Source organism: Vibrio sp. CDRSL-10 TSBA (genome assembly GCA_039696685.1).
Lineage (GTDB): Bacteria > Pseudomonadota > Gammaproteobacteria > Enterobacterales > Vibrionaceae > Vibrio.
Window position 1 is genome coordinate 2,336,636 of the sequence record CP155566.1, and the last position, 15,607, is coordinate 2,352,242.

General features: G+C 53.1%; 10 protein-coding genes and 6 pseudogenes. 7 read left to right on the forward strand and 9 right to left on the reverse strand.

Annotated features, from left to right (window positions below; all coding sequences use genetic code 11):
- The first annotated feature begins 104 nt into the window (after positions 1-104).
- The 4 genes and pseudogenes from flgA to ABDK09_18370 all read left to right on the forward strand — a co-directional run bounded on the left by flgA (position 105) and on the right by ABDK09_18370 (position 2,463).
- Complete coding sequence (gene flgA, locus ABDK09_18355; protein ID XAW88925.1) at positions 105-806, forward strand: flagellar basal body P-ring formation chaperone FlgA; 702 nt, start codon at positions 105-107, stop codon at positions 804-806.
- Positions 807-985: 179 nt separating this feature from the next.
- A pseudogene (gene flgM, locus ABDK09_18360) lies at positions 986-1,268 on the forward strand (flagellar biosynthesis anti-sigma factor FlgM).
- Positions 1,269-1,291: 23 nt separating this feature from the next.
- Positions 1,292-1,735 (forward strand): flagellar export chaperone FlgN, encoded by a 444-nt coding sequence (flgN, locus tag ABDK09_18365; protein ID XAW88926.1) that lies wholly within the window; start codon positions 1,292-1,294, stop codon positions 1,733-1,735.
- A gap of 71 nt (positions 1,736-1,806) precedes the next feature.
- Complete coding sequence (locus ABDK09_18370; protein ID XAW88927.1) at positions 1,807-2,463, forward strand: lytic transglycosylase domain-containing protein; 657 nt, start codon at positions 1,807-1,809, stop codon at positions 2,461-2,463.
- A 68-nt stretch (positions 2,464-2,531) separates the two neighbouring features.
- Here the strand turns inward: ABDK09_18370 and ABDK09_18375 are convergent, their stop codons facing one another.
- Both ABDK09_18375 and ABDK09_18380 read right to left on the reverse strand, forming a co-directional pair.
- A complete protein-coding gene (locus ABDK09_18375) occupies positions 2,532-2,849 on the reverse strand; it encodes a DUF1244 domain-containing protein (GenBank protein XAW88928.1) in 318 nt (105 codons plus the stop codon).
- Between the two features lie 204 nt (positions 2,850-3,053).
- Positions 3,054-3,930, reverse strand: a pseudogene (locus ABDK09_18380) (TIM44-like domain-containing protein).
- Between the two features lie 405 nt (positions 3,931-4,335).
- Between ABDK09_18380 and ABDK09_18385 the strand changes: the two are divergent.
- The 3 genes and pseudogenes from ABDK09_18385 (at position 4,336) to ABDK09_18395 (ending at position 7,947) form a co-directional block, all read left to right on the forward strand.
- A pseudogene (locus ABDK09_18385) lies at positions 4,336-4,927 on the forward strand (TetR-like C-terminal domain-containing protein).
- Between the two features lie 16 nt (positions 4,928-4,943).
- Positions 4,944-6,815 carry an MFS transporter gene (locus ABDK09_18390; GenBank protein ID XAW88929.1) on the forward strand — a complete coding sequence of 624 codons (1,872 nt, stop codon included), beginning with the start codon at positions 4,944-4,946 and terminating at the stop codon, positions 6,813-6,815.
- Positions 6,816-6,999: 184 nt separating this feature from the next.
- Positions 7,000-7,947, forward strand: coding sequence for a putative sulfate exporter family transporter (locus ABDK09_18395; GenBank protein XAW88930.1), 948 nt, complete (start codon positions 7,000-7,002; stop codon positions 7,945-7,947).
- Here ABDK09_18395 and ABDK09_18400 read toward each other — a convergent pair.
- The 7 genes and pseudogenes from ABDK09_18400 to ABDK09_18430 form a co-directional block, all read right to left on the reverse strand.
- Complete coding sequence (locus ABDK09_18400) at positions 7,898-8,089, reverse strand: hypothetical protein (protein ID XAW88931.1); 192 nt, start codon at positions 8,087-8,089, stop codon at positions 7,898-7,900. The two genes, ABDK09_18395 and ABDK09_18400, sit on opposite strands and share 50 nt — an antisense overlap.
- 77 nt (positions 8,090-8,166) lie before the next feature.
- The gene (menE, locus tag ABDK09_18405; protein ID XAW90776.1) at positions 8,167-9,648 is read right to left on the reverse strand and encodes an o-succinylbenzoate--CoA ligase; all 1,482 of its coding nucleotides are present in this window, start codon (positions 9,646-9,648) and stop codon (positions 8,167-8,169) included.
- Positions 9,645-10,641 (reverse strand): annotated as a pseudogene (menC, locus tag ABDK09_18410) (o-succinylbenzoate synthase). The gene menE and the pseudogene menC overlap by 4 nt, the downstream one beginning before the upstream one ends.
- 131 nt (positions 10,642-10,772) lie before the next feature.
- On the reverse strand, positions 10,773-11,639 hold the full coding sequence (gene menB / locus ABDK09_18415; GenBank protein ID XAW88932.1) for a 1,4-dihydroxy-2-naphthoyl-CoA synthase: 867 nt from the start codon (positions 11,637-11,639) through the stop codon (positions 10,773-10,775).
- Positions 11,632-12,466: pseudogene (menH, locus tag ABDK09_18420) on the reverse strand (2-succinyl-6-hydroxy-2,4-cyclohexadiene-1-carboxylate synthase). Before menH ends, menB begins: the two are co-directional and overlap by 8 nt.
- A complete protein-coding gene (menD, locus tag ABDK09_18425; protein XAW88933.1) occupies positions 12,456-14,204 on the reverse strand; it encodes a 2-succinyl-5-enolpyruvyl-6-hydroxy-3-cyclohexene-1-carboxylic-acid synthase in 1,749 nt (582 codons plus the stop codon). The pseudogene menH and the gene menD overlap by 11 nt, the downstream one beginning before the upstream one ends.
- Positions 14,201-15,509: pseudogene (locus ABDK09_18430) on the reverse strand (isochorismate synthase MenF). Before ABDK09_18430 ends, menD begins: the two are co-directional and overlap by 4 nt.
- Positions 15,510-15,607 lie beyond the last annotated feature (98 nt).

Sequence of the window (15,607 nt, forward strand, 5' to 3'; positions counted from 1 at the left end):
GCACATCGGAAGCAAGCGCAAGGCAAGGGGAAACAGCCTCAGAGCAACAACACATCAGGTCAACACCAACAAAGCAGACCCGTTCCGGCTTCGTGTTGGGTGCAATGTTGCTGCTCATCAGCCTGGCCTTCAGCCAGCCTGTAAGTGCCAATCCGCAACAGGAACCTTTAATACGCCATGCTGTGGAATCTGCACTGCAGCAGGAAACAGAGCAGACAGCGGCGCTACATCAATGGCCTGACTATCAAACCAACTGGGAGATCTGGGTCCCGGGTGCGGCCAGTCACCTGCCGCAATGTCCTGGTAAGCTTGTCGTCACCGGACGCGATAACCAGTTGCTGCCGGTCGGACGTCTGAAACGTCAGGTCAGCTGTGACAGCGGCTCAACGTCGTGGCACATCAATGTCACCATCAAAGCGTCACTGACGTTACCTGTGGTGGTCACTCAAACCGCCTTGTCACGAGGTCAGGCGCTGGATGCCTCCATGTTGCTACTGGAAAAACGGACCTTGGACAGGGCAGATGAATTTTTCACCAACATCCGCGATACGATCGGAATGGAAGTATCAAGAAGAGTACGCAGCGGCGACATTCTCAGCCCGACGCTAGTCAGCAAGCCGCCTTTGGTTCTTAAGGGGAATCAGGTGGTCATCATCGCTGCTAAAAACGGTATCAACGCCAGTACCAAAGGCGTCGCACTGGAAGATGGAGGCCAAGGAGACCAGATTGAGGTGCAAAACAGCACGTCACACAAAGTCATTCATGCCGTGGTCAGCGGCCTGAATCAGGTCCGAACCCAATTCTGACTGTGCGGAATTTATTGACTCAAGGTAACATTTTTGGCACGCAGCACTCGAATGGCAGCGCGGATTTCGGGTACAAAACCGCGCGATAACTTTTTCTTACCAAAATGGCCGTCAGATTTAATTCGGCACGGCGGCTGGTCGCCTATCGGTATTGACGACGAAGATTGAGGACCCCAGCTATGAAAATTGACAAAGTCTCCGGTGGACACGTACCGCAAACGGCGCTGCAACAGAGCAGTAAACAACCGCTGCAAACTCAAAGTGCCACTCAGACCAACGAAACCGGCGATGAATGCCAACACCGTTGCTCTGGATAAAGCTCAGACCGAACTGGCTCAGCTTCCGGATGTGGACATGGCTAAAGTGGAACAGGTGCGTACGATGCTGGCTAAAGGCGAGTTAAGTCTGGACAGCAAAGCATTAAGTCAGGCACTGATGCAATTTCATACTGGCCACGAATAACGCGTCAAGAAAGGGAAGCAGTCATGGCCTTAAACCGCGGACAACTCATCCAGAGCTTTTTGTACACGATCAGCGAAGATGTCAGAATGTATCGTCAGCTACATCAACTGCTGCAGCAGCAAAAAGCACTCTATCTGCAGTTTGACGGCGAGTCTCTCGGCAACAATATTCGTCAGCAGGTTCCGCTGCTCAATCAGCTCAACCGCAACGCCACACAGCGCTCACAGTGCCTGCAACGCCTGGCGTTACCTAATGACCCGGCCGGCGTGAAACATCTGTTTGGTGCACTGCCTCAGCATTTACAGGAACGGGTACGCAAGCAATGGCGTGCACTGAATACGATGATCGAACAGTGCCAGCACCTCAATCAGAGCAACGGCCACAGCTCAGCCATGCTGCACGAATTGCTGGCAGAAATGACCAACCCGTCTCCGACCTATCAGGAGCGCAGCAGCGCGACACTATGAATCAATGCTCCCTGTTGTACCGCCTTTCCCACTCCAAGTTGTGTCGGTTAGCCGGGAGTATCCTTTTTGTCATGCTGGTGCTTCCGCTGACCAACGCCCAGAGCGCCGCCCAAACCTTTCAGCAGCAAATTGATCGCCAGCACGAGGTATTATCACCTTATCAGACGCAGATTGCCGCTCGCTTCGACCTGTATCAACCTCTGCTCGGGCATATATTCACCCAGCTTAAAAAGCGCAGCCTGCCACCTCAATTAGCTCTGCTGCCGATGCTCGAATCGTCTTTGAACCCTGACGCGATTTCCCATGCAGGTGCTCGGGGTCTGTGGCAATTGATGCCCGCCACAGCAAAGCGCTTTGGTCTTACGATGCCCCCGCAGGATCAACGCCTGGATGTATTTCACAGTACCGATGCGGCGCTTAAGTATCTGACATTTTTGTATAACAAATTTAGCGGCGACCTGGCACTGACCATAGCAGCCTACAATGCCGGTGAAGGCCGCGTTGCCCGCGCGATAGCGCGAGCCAACAGCCGTGAGTTTGAACACTTAATCCTGCCAGCTGAAACCCGCCAGTACGTGGCGCGTTTTTATGCTCTCAACGGGCTGGTTGATGTGGATAAGCTCGATAGCCGGAGCTTTAGCCCGCTGATGTTGTTCAGCAGCCAACCCAGCATCACCCGTCAGCCGCTGATTGACCTTCAGCCTCTGCCCCCTCTGGTCAAATTGTAACGGGCAAAGCCCCTTCATCATTGTCCAGCGACCACAAAAAAGCCGCCAGGACAGGCGGCTTGGGAAGATTATTTTTTCTGACGCGCTTCAAACGCGGCCAGCTGCTCCGGCGTCGCCGCTGGTTGATGATTGGCTTTCCACTCATCGTAGGTCATACCGTACACACGCTCACGAGCGTCATCAATATCCAGATCTAATCCCATTTGTTCCGCTTCTGCCAGGTACCATTTGCTGAAACAGTTACGGCAGAAGCCCGCCAGAATCATGAGGTCGATATTCTGCACATCTTTGTTGTTATCCAGATGCGCCAGCAAACGGCGGAACACCGCTGCATCCATTTTATCCTGCTGTTCTTGGGTCAGATCTTTATGTTTAAATTCGGCCACGGGACTTTCCTTTCTTGTTGTCTGCCTGCCACCGGCCAAAGCAGACCGGTCACAGAGGTGTATCTGTCATTTATAACACGCTGCCAGTTATTTATAAAACTCACACCGCTATTTTAAAACGGATAAAGTCATTATAAAACAAGCAAACAAAAACGCCCGGGACAAGCCCGGGCGTTGAGATTCAGTCGTTGTGACTCAGAGAAATCAGCCCTGAATACCAACAATCAGCCATGGTGCATTCGGCGTTGTCAGGTCACGTTTCCAGGTGCCAGATGTCTTCGATATCCTCTTCGATACCTTCACCCGCATCACGGTAACGGCCGCTAAACTGCAGGCTCAGCTGCGCTTTGCTCGCATCATAATCAGCACGTACGATTTCTGCATCCACATACATCACGTCGGTCTGCGGAGCCGTGTCAATCTTGGCACGCTCTTCTTTCAGGTCTTCAAACAGGCTTGGTGACACATATTCCTCAATGGTGTGCAGCTGGTTGTGGTTCCAGGCACCTTGCAGAATACGGTAATGCTCACGCGCACCGTTGATGAACGCGACGCGATCGAAACCGGCCGGTAAATTGTGCGGTACATCGCTTTGCATCGTGCTACCAAAACCACCTGCAGGTGCTTGCGGCTGCTCAAAGTTGTGCACATTCGGCTGTTCAAACTGGTTGCGGTTCATTCCGCCAAACGCCGGTTGCTGCTGGTTCATACTGCCCTGCTTGGCCCCCAACACTCCGCGCATCAGTTTAAAGATCACGAAAGCAATCAGACCCATGATCAGGATATCCATAAACTGGATACCTTCAAAAGCGCCACCGAAGAAGGCAGCCAGCAAACCACCAGCCAGAAGGCCGCCCAGCAGACCACCCATTAATCCTTTTTTAGAGGAATTCTGTGCTGTTTGTGTGCCGTTTTGTTGTTTTAGCGAATTGGTCGGTTGGCTACTTTGCGTCGGCGCAGGCGATGTGTTGTAGCTTTTACCAAATGACTTACCGCCACCAAATTTTTTGGCAGCATCCGCCACTGGGGTAAACGCAACAGAAACCATCACTAATGCGACCAGAGAAAACAGACGTTTCATACTTATCCTTAGCTCGTTACTGGTAATGGCCCTTAACAGGACCCTAAACCTATTTTGATACCGGGTCATCATAGCGGCTTCAATATCACAATCAAACATTTTGCTTTTGCTGACTTGTATCAGGATATTGCAAACTTCGTTCGGACATAGTGAACCATTTACTGTGTTAGGTTGTCTAATCGCCATCAACAGCCTTTGATTTTCAAAGCGTTGCTGTAAATTTTCATGTATCCCGAACGGAACTCAACCGACAAGCGATGTTACAAACGGCAGCAATAAAGCCGACTTCGCTGCAAAAATCCGTTGTACACGCTTTCAAAAGCACATGCTTATTGAGAGATTAGTTGACGCTCCATCGGGGGGTTATTAGAATAATTGAACATTGTTCATTAAGTGTTATTCCACATGGCAAGACGAAACGACCATACACGAGACGAGCTGATTGCGTTGACCCTCAATACGGTAAAAGAATTTCTCCACACGCACTCTCACCACGAACTGAGCCTGCGTAAAATCGCGACAATGATCGGCTATGTGCCGAGTACATTAGTGAACGTGTTTGGTAATTACAATCTGCTGCTGCTTCATGTGGTGGCACAAACGCTGGACGAAACTGGCTACCGAAGCCAAAGCCGTAGTGACCCAGAGTAAAGATCCGGCTCAGGCACTTTATCAGCTCGCTTACTGCTATCACGACTTTGCCAAGAAAAATCCTTATCGCTGGCAGTTAATCTTTGCCCATAATATGAATGGCGAACAGTTGCCTGAGTGGCAGTCGCAGCGGATTGAACACATGACCAGCATGCTGGAAGGACTGCTACACGTCATGGCCCCTCAGCGTACCGACAGTGAAATTCTGCGCACCAGCCGGGTTTTGTGGTCAGGAGTGCATGGAATCACCCTGCTGAGTGTAGACGACAAATTCTTCGCTGCTGAGCCTGTCGATGGCAAGGCATTGATTGAAGACCTACTCTCTAACTATCTGGCCAACTGGTAAGCATCAAGGAAACGTAATGCCACATTCTCAAACGTCACTGTTAACCCAGCGGCGTTTTCTACCCTATTTTATTACCCAATTCTTTGGCGCATTCAACGACAATATTTTTAAAAACGTATTGTTACTGCTGGTTGCCTTTGCAGGCTCCGGTGCTCTGCCGGTATCCAGTGATCTGTTTATCAACCTGGCTGCCGGCTTATTCATTCTGCCTTTTTTCCTGTTTTCCGCCTCTGCTGGCGTGCTGGCCGACAAATACGAAAAGTCCGCCTTTATCCGTAAAGTAAAGTTGGCAGAGATTGCCATCATGTGTGTCGGTGCTCTTGGGTTGGTGACGGAAAGTTATGGTCTGTTGTTGTTTATCCTGTTTTTGATGGGTACTCAATCTGCTTTTTTCGGGCCGGTAAAATACGCATTACTGCCACAGCAGCTTAAATCTCAGGAATTAGTCCCTGGCAATGCGCTGGTCGAAACCGGCACTTTTTTAGCTATTTTGCTCGGTACGCTGGGAGCCGGCATCATCGCGTCTGCAGAACATGCGCGCTACATCGCTGCCGGCGCCGTATTGCTGTTTGCTCTGTTCGGCTACCTCGCCAGCCGCGCTATTCCTGAAGCGCCGGCCAGCGCACCGGATCTCAAATTTCGTTGGCGGCCGATTCAGCTGACCCGCCAGACTCTGGCTATCGCACGCAGTGACCGCACTATTTTTCAGTCGATGATGGCGATCAGTTGGTTCTGGTTTCTTGGCGCCGCTTACCTGACCCAGTTTCCCAACTTCACCAAACTGTTTCTCAATGGTACCGAAAGTTCGGTCTCTTTCTTACTGGCCCTGTTTTCTATCGGTATTGCGGCCGGATCACTGGCTTGCGACAAAATGTCCGGCCACCGGATTGATGTTGGTATCGTGCCGCTCGGCAGCCTGGGGATCAGTATTTTCGGCTACCTGATGGCAAGCAGCATTCCCGATGATTTACCGCTCTTCCAGCAATTCAGCGAATTTGTCAGCTACACCCCTTTATGGCCATTGTATATTTATCTGTTGTTACTGGGCGTATCCGGCGGGATCTTTATCGTGCCGCTGTATGCCATGATGCAGCAACGCGCCAAAGCGAGCGAGCGTGCTCAGGTCATCGCAGCACTCAATATTTACAACTCACTGTTTATGGTCGGCAGCGCGCTGCTCGGCATTGTCTGTTTATCACTGCTGAACCTGAGCATAGTGCAGCTGTTTATCCTGTTGTCTGTGATGAATGTGCTGATGGCGGTCTACCTGTTTCTGCAAGTGCCGATTTTTGTGGTGCGTTTTCTGGTCTGGGCACTGACTCATACTATTTACCGTGTCCGGCATAAAAACCTGCATCATTTACCACAGCAAGGCGGTGCTCTGATCGTGTGTAACCATGTCAGCTATATGGATGCCCTGCTGCTGAGTGCAGTTTGTCCGCGCCTGATTCGCTTTGTGATGCACGAAGAGTACGCCAATATCCGCATTGCGCGCCGTTTCCTCAAGCGGGCCGGCGTGATCCCGATAGACTCCGATGACCGCGCCTCGATCCGCCGTGCATTTACCGAGGTAGAACAAGCTTTGCAACAAGGTCATCTGGTATGCATTTTCCCGGAAGGCCGCCTGACCGAAGATGGCGAAATGAATCCGTTTATGCGCGGTATCGACCTGATACTAAGACGCAGCCCGGTGCCGGTAATTCCGATGGCGATTAAAGGGCTGTGGGGCAGTTTCTTCAGCCGTTATAAAGGTCGCGCCTGCAGCAGTCTGCCCAGTCGTTTCCGCTCACGGATTGAAATCGAAGCCGGCAGCGCCGTTGCCGCCTGCGACGCTAACACTCAAATGATGCACGCCAAAGTCGCGGCCCTGCGTGGTGACTGGAAGTAGCTTGGTGCGACTTTCCGTTCACCAATTTCCGCTCACGACTTTCCGTTCATTACTTTCAGTTCGCTGCTTTCCGTTCACGAAGAACAAGCGTTCAGTTTAGCTGAACGCTTGTTCAAAACATTAAGACTTTCTGACCATCAGCAATGGGTTACAATCAGTTTCCACTTCGCTCAAGGTCAATCCTATGTCGTGCAACTCACTGCCTGTTAAGCTGAGATATCTGCCTTTTGTGCTGGTTCTGCTGGCCTGTATCACGCCTTATCTTACCTCTCCCACTGCGCTGATACTGGGGTTCCTGCTGGCGACGTTGGGTTGGGTTCCAGGCGGACTGCCACTTGCGAAGATCACCAAAAGATTGCTGGCTTACTCGATTGTCGGCCTCGGTTTTGGCATCCCGTTGCAGGAAGCACTCAGCGTGACCAGCGACGGTATCGGCCTGATTGTGGCAAGTATTTGCGGTACTCTGCTGCTTGGTACCCTGCTGGCACGGCTTATCGGCCTGAATGCCACCGCCGGTCATCTTATTGCCTCGGGGACCGCCATTTGTGGCGGCAGTGCTATTGCGGCCGTGGCTCCGGCAGTCAATGCCGATGACGATCAAACCGCAGTGGCCCTGGGTACGGTATTTCTGCTCAATTCACTGGCGCTGTTCGTGTTTCCGCTTATCGGCCATGCCCTCAATCTTGATCAGCATACCTTTGGTACCTGGGCGGCCATCGCCATTCATGATACGTCATCGGTGGTCGGCGCTGCTTCAGCGTACGGTGAAGAGGCGCTAAAAACGGCCACCACACTCAAGCTGGCGCGCGCATTGTGGATTGTGCCGGTTGCCCTGCTCAGTGCCTGGATGTTTCGCAGTGAATCGAAAAAAGTGACCATCCCGTATTTCATTCTCTTTTACTGCGCGGCGATAGGATTCAGCGATCAGTTGCCGCAGTTTGAGGTGGTATATCAGCAGATTTTCGGCCTGGCCAAGCAAGCCCTGGTGGTGTGTCTGTTCTTGATTGGCTGCAGCTTGTCGGTCCGGCGTTTACGCGCTGCCGGTGCCAAGCCGCTGTTGTTCGGTATTGTACTCTGGATAGTTATATCGACTTCGTCTCTGGCTTGGCTGCTGAGCCAGACAAACGGGTAACTGGAGAGCGCTGTACTTCCCAGGCGACGACCAGCACCAACAGGAAAGCACTTAACTCAGCCACCGAACGCGGCCAGCCATCCTGGGTCAGGGCAATCAGCAATTGCAGGGCGATGACGCCAACAAGTAAGCCTTTCTTCATGGTCAGATAATCCCGAATCTTTATAAATCCGGGTTCATTATGCCCAACCGTTATAAGAAGCAAAATTCTGTTTTGGTCTAACTCATAACCCGATATCGGGTCTGATGATGCGCCAGCCATTGCTTCAGGGCCTGGCGCGATACTTTAATGCCGCTGTTCATCAGTTGCTCCGGCATAGTGAAATAAGCCACCGGCCACTTGAATTTCTCAAGCTTCCCTTCGCACCAGGCTGCCCCTTGCTCCAGCGAAAATTCCGCTTGTGCGCTATGCACTACCGCAACCGGTCTGGCGCCAAATTCGTCATCTTCAACTGCCACTACCATCGCCAGCTGCACTTCCGGATGACGGCTGAGCACGGCCTCAATTTCTTCACAGTGAATGTTTTCACCGCCGGAAATAAACTGATTGTCGGCGCGTCCGATAATCACCAGTTGCTCATCCTGCCATGCGCCGAGATCTTTACTGTCAAACCATCCGTCCGGCTCAGCGACAGGATGCAAAATCCCTTGATGGTAATAACCTCTGGCCAGGGTTTCGCCACCAATGTAAATCCGCTGGCCGCGCAGTTGTACCTGGCGTCCGGCTAATACATGTCCGGCTCCGCTGTGCCCGTCTACCCGTTTCGCCGTAACGGTTGAGGCAGCTTCTGTCATGCCATAGCCAAGCCAGGTTTCAATGCCCGTTTCCGCAGCCTGCTGCGCCAGCCGGACCGGAATATGGCTGCCACCAAGTAACACATGAGTCAGGCTGAGTTCGATTCCGGCATCCAGCAGCCGTTTGAGTTGGGTCGGCACCAGAGACGCGTGCGTAACCTGAGCCATGTCACAAGCCAGATCAGCGCTGCCAATTTTCAGGCAGCCGCCGGCCAGCAGCCAGCGGTAAACAATCGCCAGACCGGAAACGTGATAGAGCGGTAAGCTAAGCAGCCAGGTATCTTCAGCGCTGAACACAAACTCCTGCAATAAGCCCTGCGCGGAAGCCAGATGCTGGGCATGAGTGTGCGCCACCGCCTTAGGAGTGCCGGTTGAACCGGAGGTAAAAATCAAAGTGGCCAGGTTGTCAGCCTGATAGAGATCGCCATGCCACTCAACCGAACGGCCAGCAGATTCAGTAACGTGTAATGCCTGGGGTATCTGAATGAAATTGACGGCTCTGTCTGTCTGACAACAATCTGTCTGAGAAGAATCACTCTGCGAAGAATCAATGTGCAACAAATCAGACAGCCGGGAAACTTCGGCCCCGGGAGCCAGCCAGAGGTGGGGCTTTTGATGCGCGCTATAAAGCGCGTCCAGTTTGAGGAGCAAAGCCTGCGCAGGCTGAGGCATAGTCAGGGCACAAATGACGCCACGCGACGCCGCGGCCAGTAACCACAGCAACGTATGCGGATGATTTTTACCAACCAGTGTCAGCACGTCTCCGCTCTGTAAACCTTGCAGATGAAGTGCCTGAGCATACTGCTCAATACGCTCAGCCAGCTGCTGCCAGGTTAACGATTCTTGCTCAAGACGCAGCGCCACCTTATCCGGCGTGCGCTGCTGCCATTGTTGCCAAGGGGTCATGCGTGGTGCGACTGCCACACCAGCTCCTGATCCTGCAGTGTCTGCACTGGCAGTTCACAACCCGGCCAGGCGGTTTCAAGCTGCGCCTGATAAAGACCTATGGTATCCAGCCCAGGAATTTCATCCGGTAACAACCATTTGGACAGGCGGGCTAACTGGGTCAGACCCAGACTCGATTCCAGGCTGGAACTGACCACCACCTGAAGATTGAGTGCTCTGGCTTTCTCAACCAGACGAATACAGAAAGGTACGGAACCAATCACGGTCGGTTTAATAATGATGGTTTTGGCGCCGGTCAGCTCTTCGAGACGAAAATCATCCATCCGTACTGCCTGCTGCAGCGTCTCATCCCAGGCAATCGCGATCCCGGTATCGATGGCAAACGACAGGCTCTCACTCGGTGAATGGCACGGTTTCTTCGATATAAGTAATCCGGCCACGACGTGACGGAGCGACATACTGAGCGAATTTAGCCGCTTTTTCTTTGTTCCAGGCGCGATTGGCATCGAGACGCAAAGTCAGATCCGGCATGGATTCGAGAAACAGGTTAACCAGCATGCCGTCACGTACCGGCTCATACAGGCCAACCTTAATTTTAGCGACCTTTTTACCAGGCATAGCTTCCAGTTGCGGGATCAGTTCATCCGGGTCGCCGGTGCACAGCGGTGCGGCCTGATATTGCCCATCTTGGGGCAACTCACCAGCCAGTTCCAGCTCAGCCATAGACACACCAAATGCCACAGACGGAAATAATTCATCCAGTCCAAGCGGTTGCCCTTTAACCCACAGTTCCAGCTGTTCCTTAGCCAGGGCTCCCGCCTCGTCAATGGTTTCGACGCTAAATCCTTTTAACGGCGCGACTTCACCACGCCCTATTCGGCCATTTTCCTGAAGTTCGACAATGAAGCCTTCACGTTCGGTTAATTTCTCTTCACGAAGAATGACGCCGCTATCCATCGGCAGACGATAACGGTACAGTTTTGCGCTGCGCATATCCAACCTAACTCTGTTGTTATTCCTGGATGTTCCCACTGTCGGCACGGAATGCGCCAAGACAATGACATCACATAGGGTTATACGTCGTAAGCAAAAAGCGGCCCACTTTTGCGCGGACCGCAGTGATTTTACGGGTTACGCGGGAATTTATTGAAGTCCGGGCGGCGTTTTTCGTTAAACGCGTTACGGCCTTCCTGGCCTTCATCTGTCATATAGAACAGCATGGTGGCGTTACCAGCCAGTTCCTGCAGGCCAGCCTGACCATCACAGTCCGCGTTCAGTGCGGCTTTGAGACAGCGTAGCGCCATCGGGCTGTGTTGCAGGACTTCACGGCACCAACGTACGGTTTCTTTTTCCAGATCCTGCAATGGCACCACAGTATTGACCAGGCCCATATCCAGCGCTTCCTGGGCGTCATAGAACCGACACAGGAACCAGATTTCACGAGCTTTCTTCTGACCGACAATCCGCGCCATGTAAGAAGCGCCCCAGCCACCGTCAAAAGAGCCGACTTTAGGCCCGGTCTGACCAAACTGGGCGTTTTCTGCGGCAATCGTCAGGTCACACATCATATGCAGTACGTGACCACCACCAACGGCCCAGCCGGCTACAGAAGCAATCACAGGTTTCGGGCAGGTCCGGATCTGACGCTGAAAGTCGAGCACATTGAGATGGTGGGTGCCCGATTCATCTCGGTAACCGCCGTAATCGCCACGAATTTTCTGGTCACCGCCCGAGCAGAATGCATCTTCACCCAGGCCGGTTAAAATGATCACACCAACATTTTCATCGTAGCGTGCATCCGCCAGCGCATTGATCATCTCTTTGACGGTCTGCGGACGAAACGCATTGCGTACCTGAGGGCGGGCAATGGTAATTTTGGCGATGCCATCCGGCGACTTGTGATAATCGATATCTTCATAAACTGAGCCGCAATCATGCCATTCGACCGGTGCATAAAGTTCTTGTTCTGAAATGCCTACTGTTTTAGCCATGCTGATTCCCATTGTTGTCACTCGCTGTTGATGACAGCGAGCCAATTAAACGCTGAATGATCAGGGCGAACGCCTCAGGCTGCTCATGATGAACATTGTGCCCGGCCTGCCCGACCTGACTGAAGCTCAGCCCGCTTTGTGTTGCGAGCTGCGAAAATTTGCTGTCCCGTTCACCACACACATAATGCATCTTTAAGCGGGTTCGTTGCAGTGCCGGCAGCAGGTAAGGCTGGGTTGCCAGCGAGGTTGATAACAGCATACCTGCCACTGCCTGACCAAGATTAGCACTGCGTTTGGTGATTAAGGTTTGTCTTTGCGCATGGTTTAGTGAACTAAATACCGCTTGTTGATACCAATCGCTTAATACCTGTGCAATCGGTTCGTGCGCGAAACGCATCGCCCAGCGACTGTCATTAATCCAGCGCTGCTGCCGTTTCTTGATCGGTTTGCAGGCCAAAATTACCACCTTCAATCAGCAAGCCTGTGAGGTTACAGCCACTGAACCAGCCACACGCGGCCCCTGCCATGGCAATGCGTCCGCCAAGTGAATAGCCGACCAGCCATATCGGGCGCTTTCCCCCGGCGCGGCGGACAATGGTTTGTGCCACCTGTTCACAGCATTGCTGTAAATCGTCACAGCAAATCGCTTGGCTGTGACCATGTCCGGGCAAATCAATAGCCAACCAGTCTGCATCCGGTAGACGATCCAATACCGGCTGCCAGTCATGTGTGCTGCCGAGCAAGCCATGCAGAAACACCAGCAACGGCCGTTCTACCGCCGATGGCGTGTTATCTGAGCAATGACCGGACGAGCGACTATAGAGCATGAATCTGTGCACTGATCTGTTGGATGTGTCGGGCGGCCTGCTGCGGCTGCGTGACAACCTCCACCAGCAACGTCCCCTGTCCCGATTCAAAATGGGCGTCGATTACGGTTTGATAATGCGCCAGAGTTTGCGGGCGGGCATAAGCCAGACCAAACTGCTTGGCCGCGAACTCAAACTGCATGCCGTGTGGCATCTGATACAAGGCCTGACGCTCCTGCTCAGGCACCGGCAGCAGATCAAAAATCGCCCCGCCATCGTTATTAGTCACCACAATCACAACCGGCTGCGAAGTTTGACGCAGCAAAGCGAGTGAATTGAGATCGTACAGCAGTGAAGTGTCACCAAGCAGAATCATTAACGGCTGGTTAAGCGCGCGCTGCACACCGGCTGCACTGGCGACTAGGCCATCGATACCCGATGCACCGCGGTTGGAATAGACTTCACGGCCATCAAGTCTGCTCAGCATATCGGTCAGACGGACAATCAGGCTGTTACCGATAAAAAGCGGCACCAAGGGCGCGCGCTGACTGAGATCGAGCGCAACAGCGACTTCGGTCAGACTATCGGCAGAGCCGTTCAATCCGTCGCCAGACAAAGTTGATGCAGCCAGTTGCGCGGTTGCACCGGCCATGTGGCGCAGTTCATCTGCCCAGCCACGGCCGGCGTTGTTAAGCGGCTGCTTTACTGAGCGCTGCGCGGCGGCGGACTGAATCGAAACCCAGTCACGGATATTAGCCACCCAGTGCTGCTGCGGCAGGTGAGACGGGTTGTTACGGCCGGCATCCGGCGACACATACCAATAGTCGCAATCAAAGGCGCTGATTTGACGTTGCAGCCACTGATTAAGCCGTTTAGATACCACTCTGGCGCCAAACTGAAGCACCACCTGGCACTCACTCAAGCGGGCACTGGCTGTGGCATTTTGCAGCCACAAATCATAATGTGCCCACTCACTGCTGACACCGGACTGGGTATCACACAGCACCGGCCAGCCGAGCTGGCGGGCAAAATGCAGCGCCGCCTGAGCCTGACACCGCGGCAAAGAGCCGATAATCACCAGACCTTTACGATTAAACGATGTGGCCTCGAGTGGCGTGACGTGAGTCTCCGGCATCAGACGCAGAGTATAGGGCACATCTGCATTGTGCCAGTCGGCTACCCGCGCAAGATAATCGCTGTATAAGTCCGCAGATGAAGTCGAATAAAGCGGCTCGGGGAACGGGCAGTTAATATGTACTGCGCCGCCATACTGCGCCTGTTTGAACATTGCATCATCAAGGGCACTGAGCAGCCAGCTCAAGGGCAGGTGCACACCCGGACTGGGTAAATTCATCGCCGCAGTGACATGGGAAGAGAAAATGCCGACCTGATCGATCGCCTGGTTAGCTCCACAACCGACTAACTCAACCGGCCGGTCTGCGGTTAACACCACCAGCTTTTCTCCGGTCAGGCCGGATTCGGCAATCGCCGGCAACAAGTTGGCGACCGCGGTGCCTGACGTGACGATCACCGCCACCGGCTTGGTACTGGCTTTGGCCAGTCCCAGAGCTAAAAAGCCTAACCCGCGTTCATCAAAGTGAGTATGCAGAGTCAGATTGGGATGCGCGGCGGCTTCCAGTGTCAGCGGTGTCGAACGAGAGCCGGGCGCGACGCACACATCACTGACCCCGAAGTGGGTCAGCTCTTCAAGCAAGGTCCGGCTCCAGATCCGGTTAAGCTGTGCCTGATCGTGGCTCATGAGGCAACTCCCAGCGGCAGATTGTCACTGATCAAACTGAGCAGAGTGGACATCTTCTTGTCCAGCTCCTGCCACTCATAGTGAGCTTCTGAGCCTGGTACAATCCCGGCCCCGGCATAAAGTTGGACTTCATTTTCCAGCACCAGAGCACTGCGGATTGCGACACAAAATTCTGCCTGCTGATGGCTGAAATAGCCCATCGAACCGGCATACCAGCCGCGGGCAAAAGGTTCATGCCGGGTAATAAAATCCAGCGCCGGTTTACGCGGCAGTCCTGCCACAGCAGCGGTCGGCTGCAAAGCACTCAACAGCTGTACGCCATTCACCCCGGGTTGCAAATTGGCGTGAATCGCCCGCTTCAAGTGCTGCACTTTACTCAGGCGCACCAGGTGCGGTTTCCGGATCGACATCGATAGATTCAGCATGTGGCGTAAGACGTTCAATAATGTCATCCACCACCACCTGATTCTCATGCAGATTCTTGCGATCTTGGGTCAACCAGTTCGCCAGTTCCAGATCATGAGCGGCATTAGCACCGCGCCCGATAGTCCCGGCCAGCGCTTCGGTATACAGCTCCTGACTGTGGCGTAAATAGAGCCGCTCGGGCGTCGAGCCCATAAAACAGTGTTTACTGTCCAGCGCCAGCATAAAGTGAAAACTGTGATGGTTTTGCTGCGCACTGGCTTTCAGCAACTGAGCGGCACTGAGCGGGCCATCGAGAGTTAAACGGGTCTGACGGGCAAGGACGACTTTTTTAAAGTCCTGTTTTTCAATACCGTCTAACACGTCCTGTACCAGTTGCGCCCAGCCGGACTCACTCGGTGCATGCCGGACCTGTCTCACTTCACGGTGAATGGCAGGTAACGGTTTAACTTCCGCCACCAACTTGTTGAGGGTGGCAAGTGTCCGGGCCGATTCCTGATTGACATTCGCCGCCAGCAGCCAGGTATTATCCACCCGCATCAGTTCAACCTGAGGCAAAAAGAAAAATGACGACATGCAGCGCTGGTTTTTATCGGTATGACCGTCAAACGATCGTCCGCCCCAAACGCGTTGATTCTCACCGACAATGGCATAGGCCGGTGCCGGATCGGTAAAAGTATATAACTGCCCGAGCGCAATCACTTCCTCGCGGCTATCTCGTGACTGCCAGTAAAATTTAGGGTAGACCGGTTGGGCTTCAAGCCAATCGATAAGCGCGAATGGCGGCTTTCCTGCCAGCACCTGAGTGAAACGGACGTCGTTTTCCTGCGCGTCGTGGATTTGCTCTATTAAGTGAGCAATGGCTTGATAAAAATTCAACAAAACGACCTCGACTTAGCTGAGACTCGATGTAACACGGTTACTCTATTGAGAGAACCCACTAAAATCAAGGGTATATCGTATCTTTTCCCACCAATTCT

Excerpts from the sequence above, each read along its gene's own strand:
- flgA (XAW88925.1), top strand. The coding sequence starts at position 105 with ATGTTGCTGCTCATCAGCCTGGCCTTCAGCCAGCCTGTAAGTGCCAAT.
- flgN (XAW88926.1), top strand. The coding sequence starts at position 1,292 with ATGGCCTTAAACCGCGGACAACTCATCCAGAGCTTTTTGTACACGATC.
- ABDK09_18370 (XAW88927.1), top strand. The coding sequence starts at position 1,807 with ATGCTGGTGCTTCCGCTGACCAACGCCCAGAGCGCCGCCCAAACCTTT.
- ABDK09_18390 (XAW88929.1), top strand. The coding sequence starts at position 4,944 with ATGCCACATTCTCAAACGTCACTGTTAACCCAGCGGCGTTTTCTACCC.
- ABDK09_18395 (XAW88930.1), top strand. The coding sequence starts at position 7,000 with ATGTCGTGCAACTCACTGCCTGTTAAGCTGAGATATCTGCCTTTTGTG.
- ABDK09_18400 (XAW88931.1), bottom strand. The coding sequence starts at position 8,089 with ATGAAGAAAGGCTTACTTGTTGGCGTCATCGCCCTGCAATTGCTGATT.
- menE (XAW90776.1), bottom strand. The coding sequence starts at position 9,648 with ATGACCCCTTGGCAACAATGGCAGCAGCGCACGCCGGATAAGGTGGCG.
- menB (XAW88932.1), bottom strand. The coding sequence starts at position 11,639 with ATGGCTAAAACAGTAGGCATTTCAGAACAAGAACTTTATGCACCGGTC.
- menD (XAW88933.1), bottom strand. The coding sequence starts at position 14,204 with ATGAGCCACGATCAGGCACAGCTTAACCGGATCTGGAGCCGGACCTTG.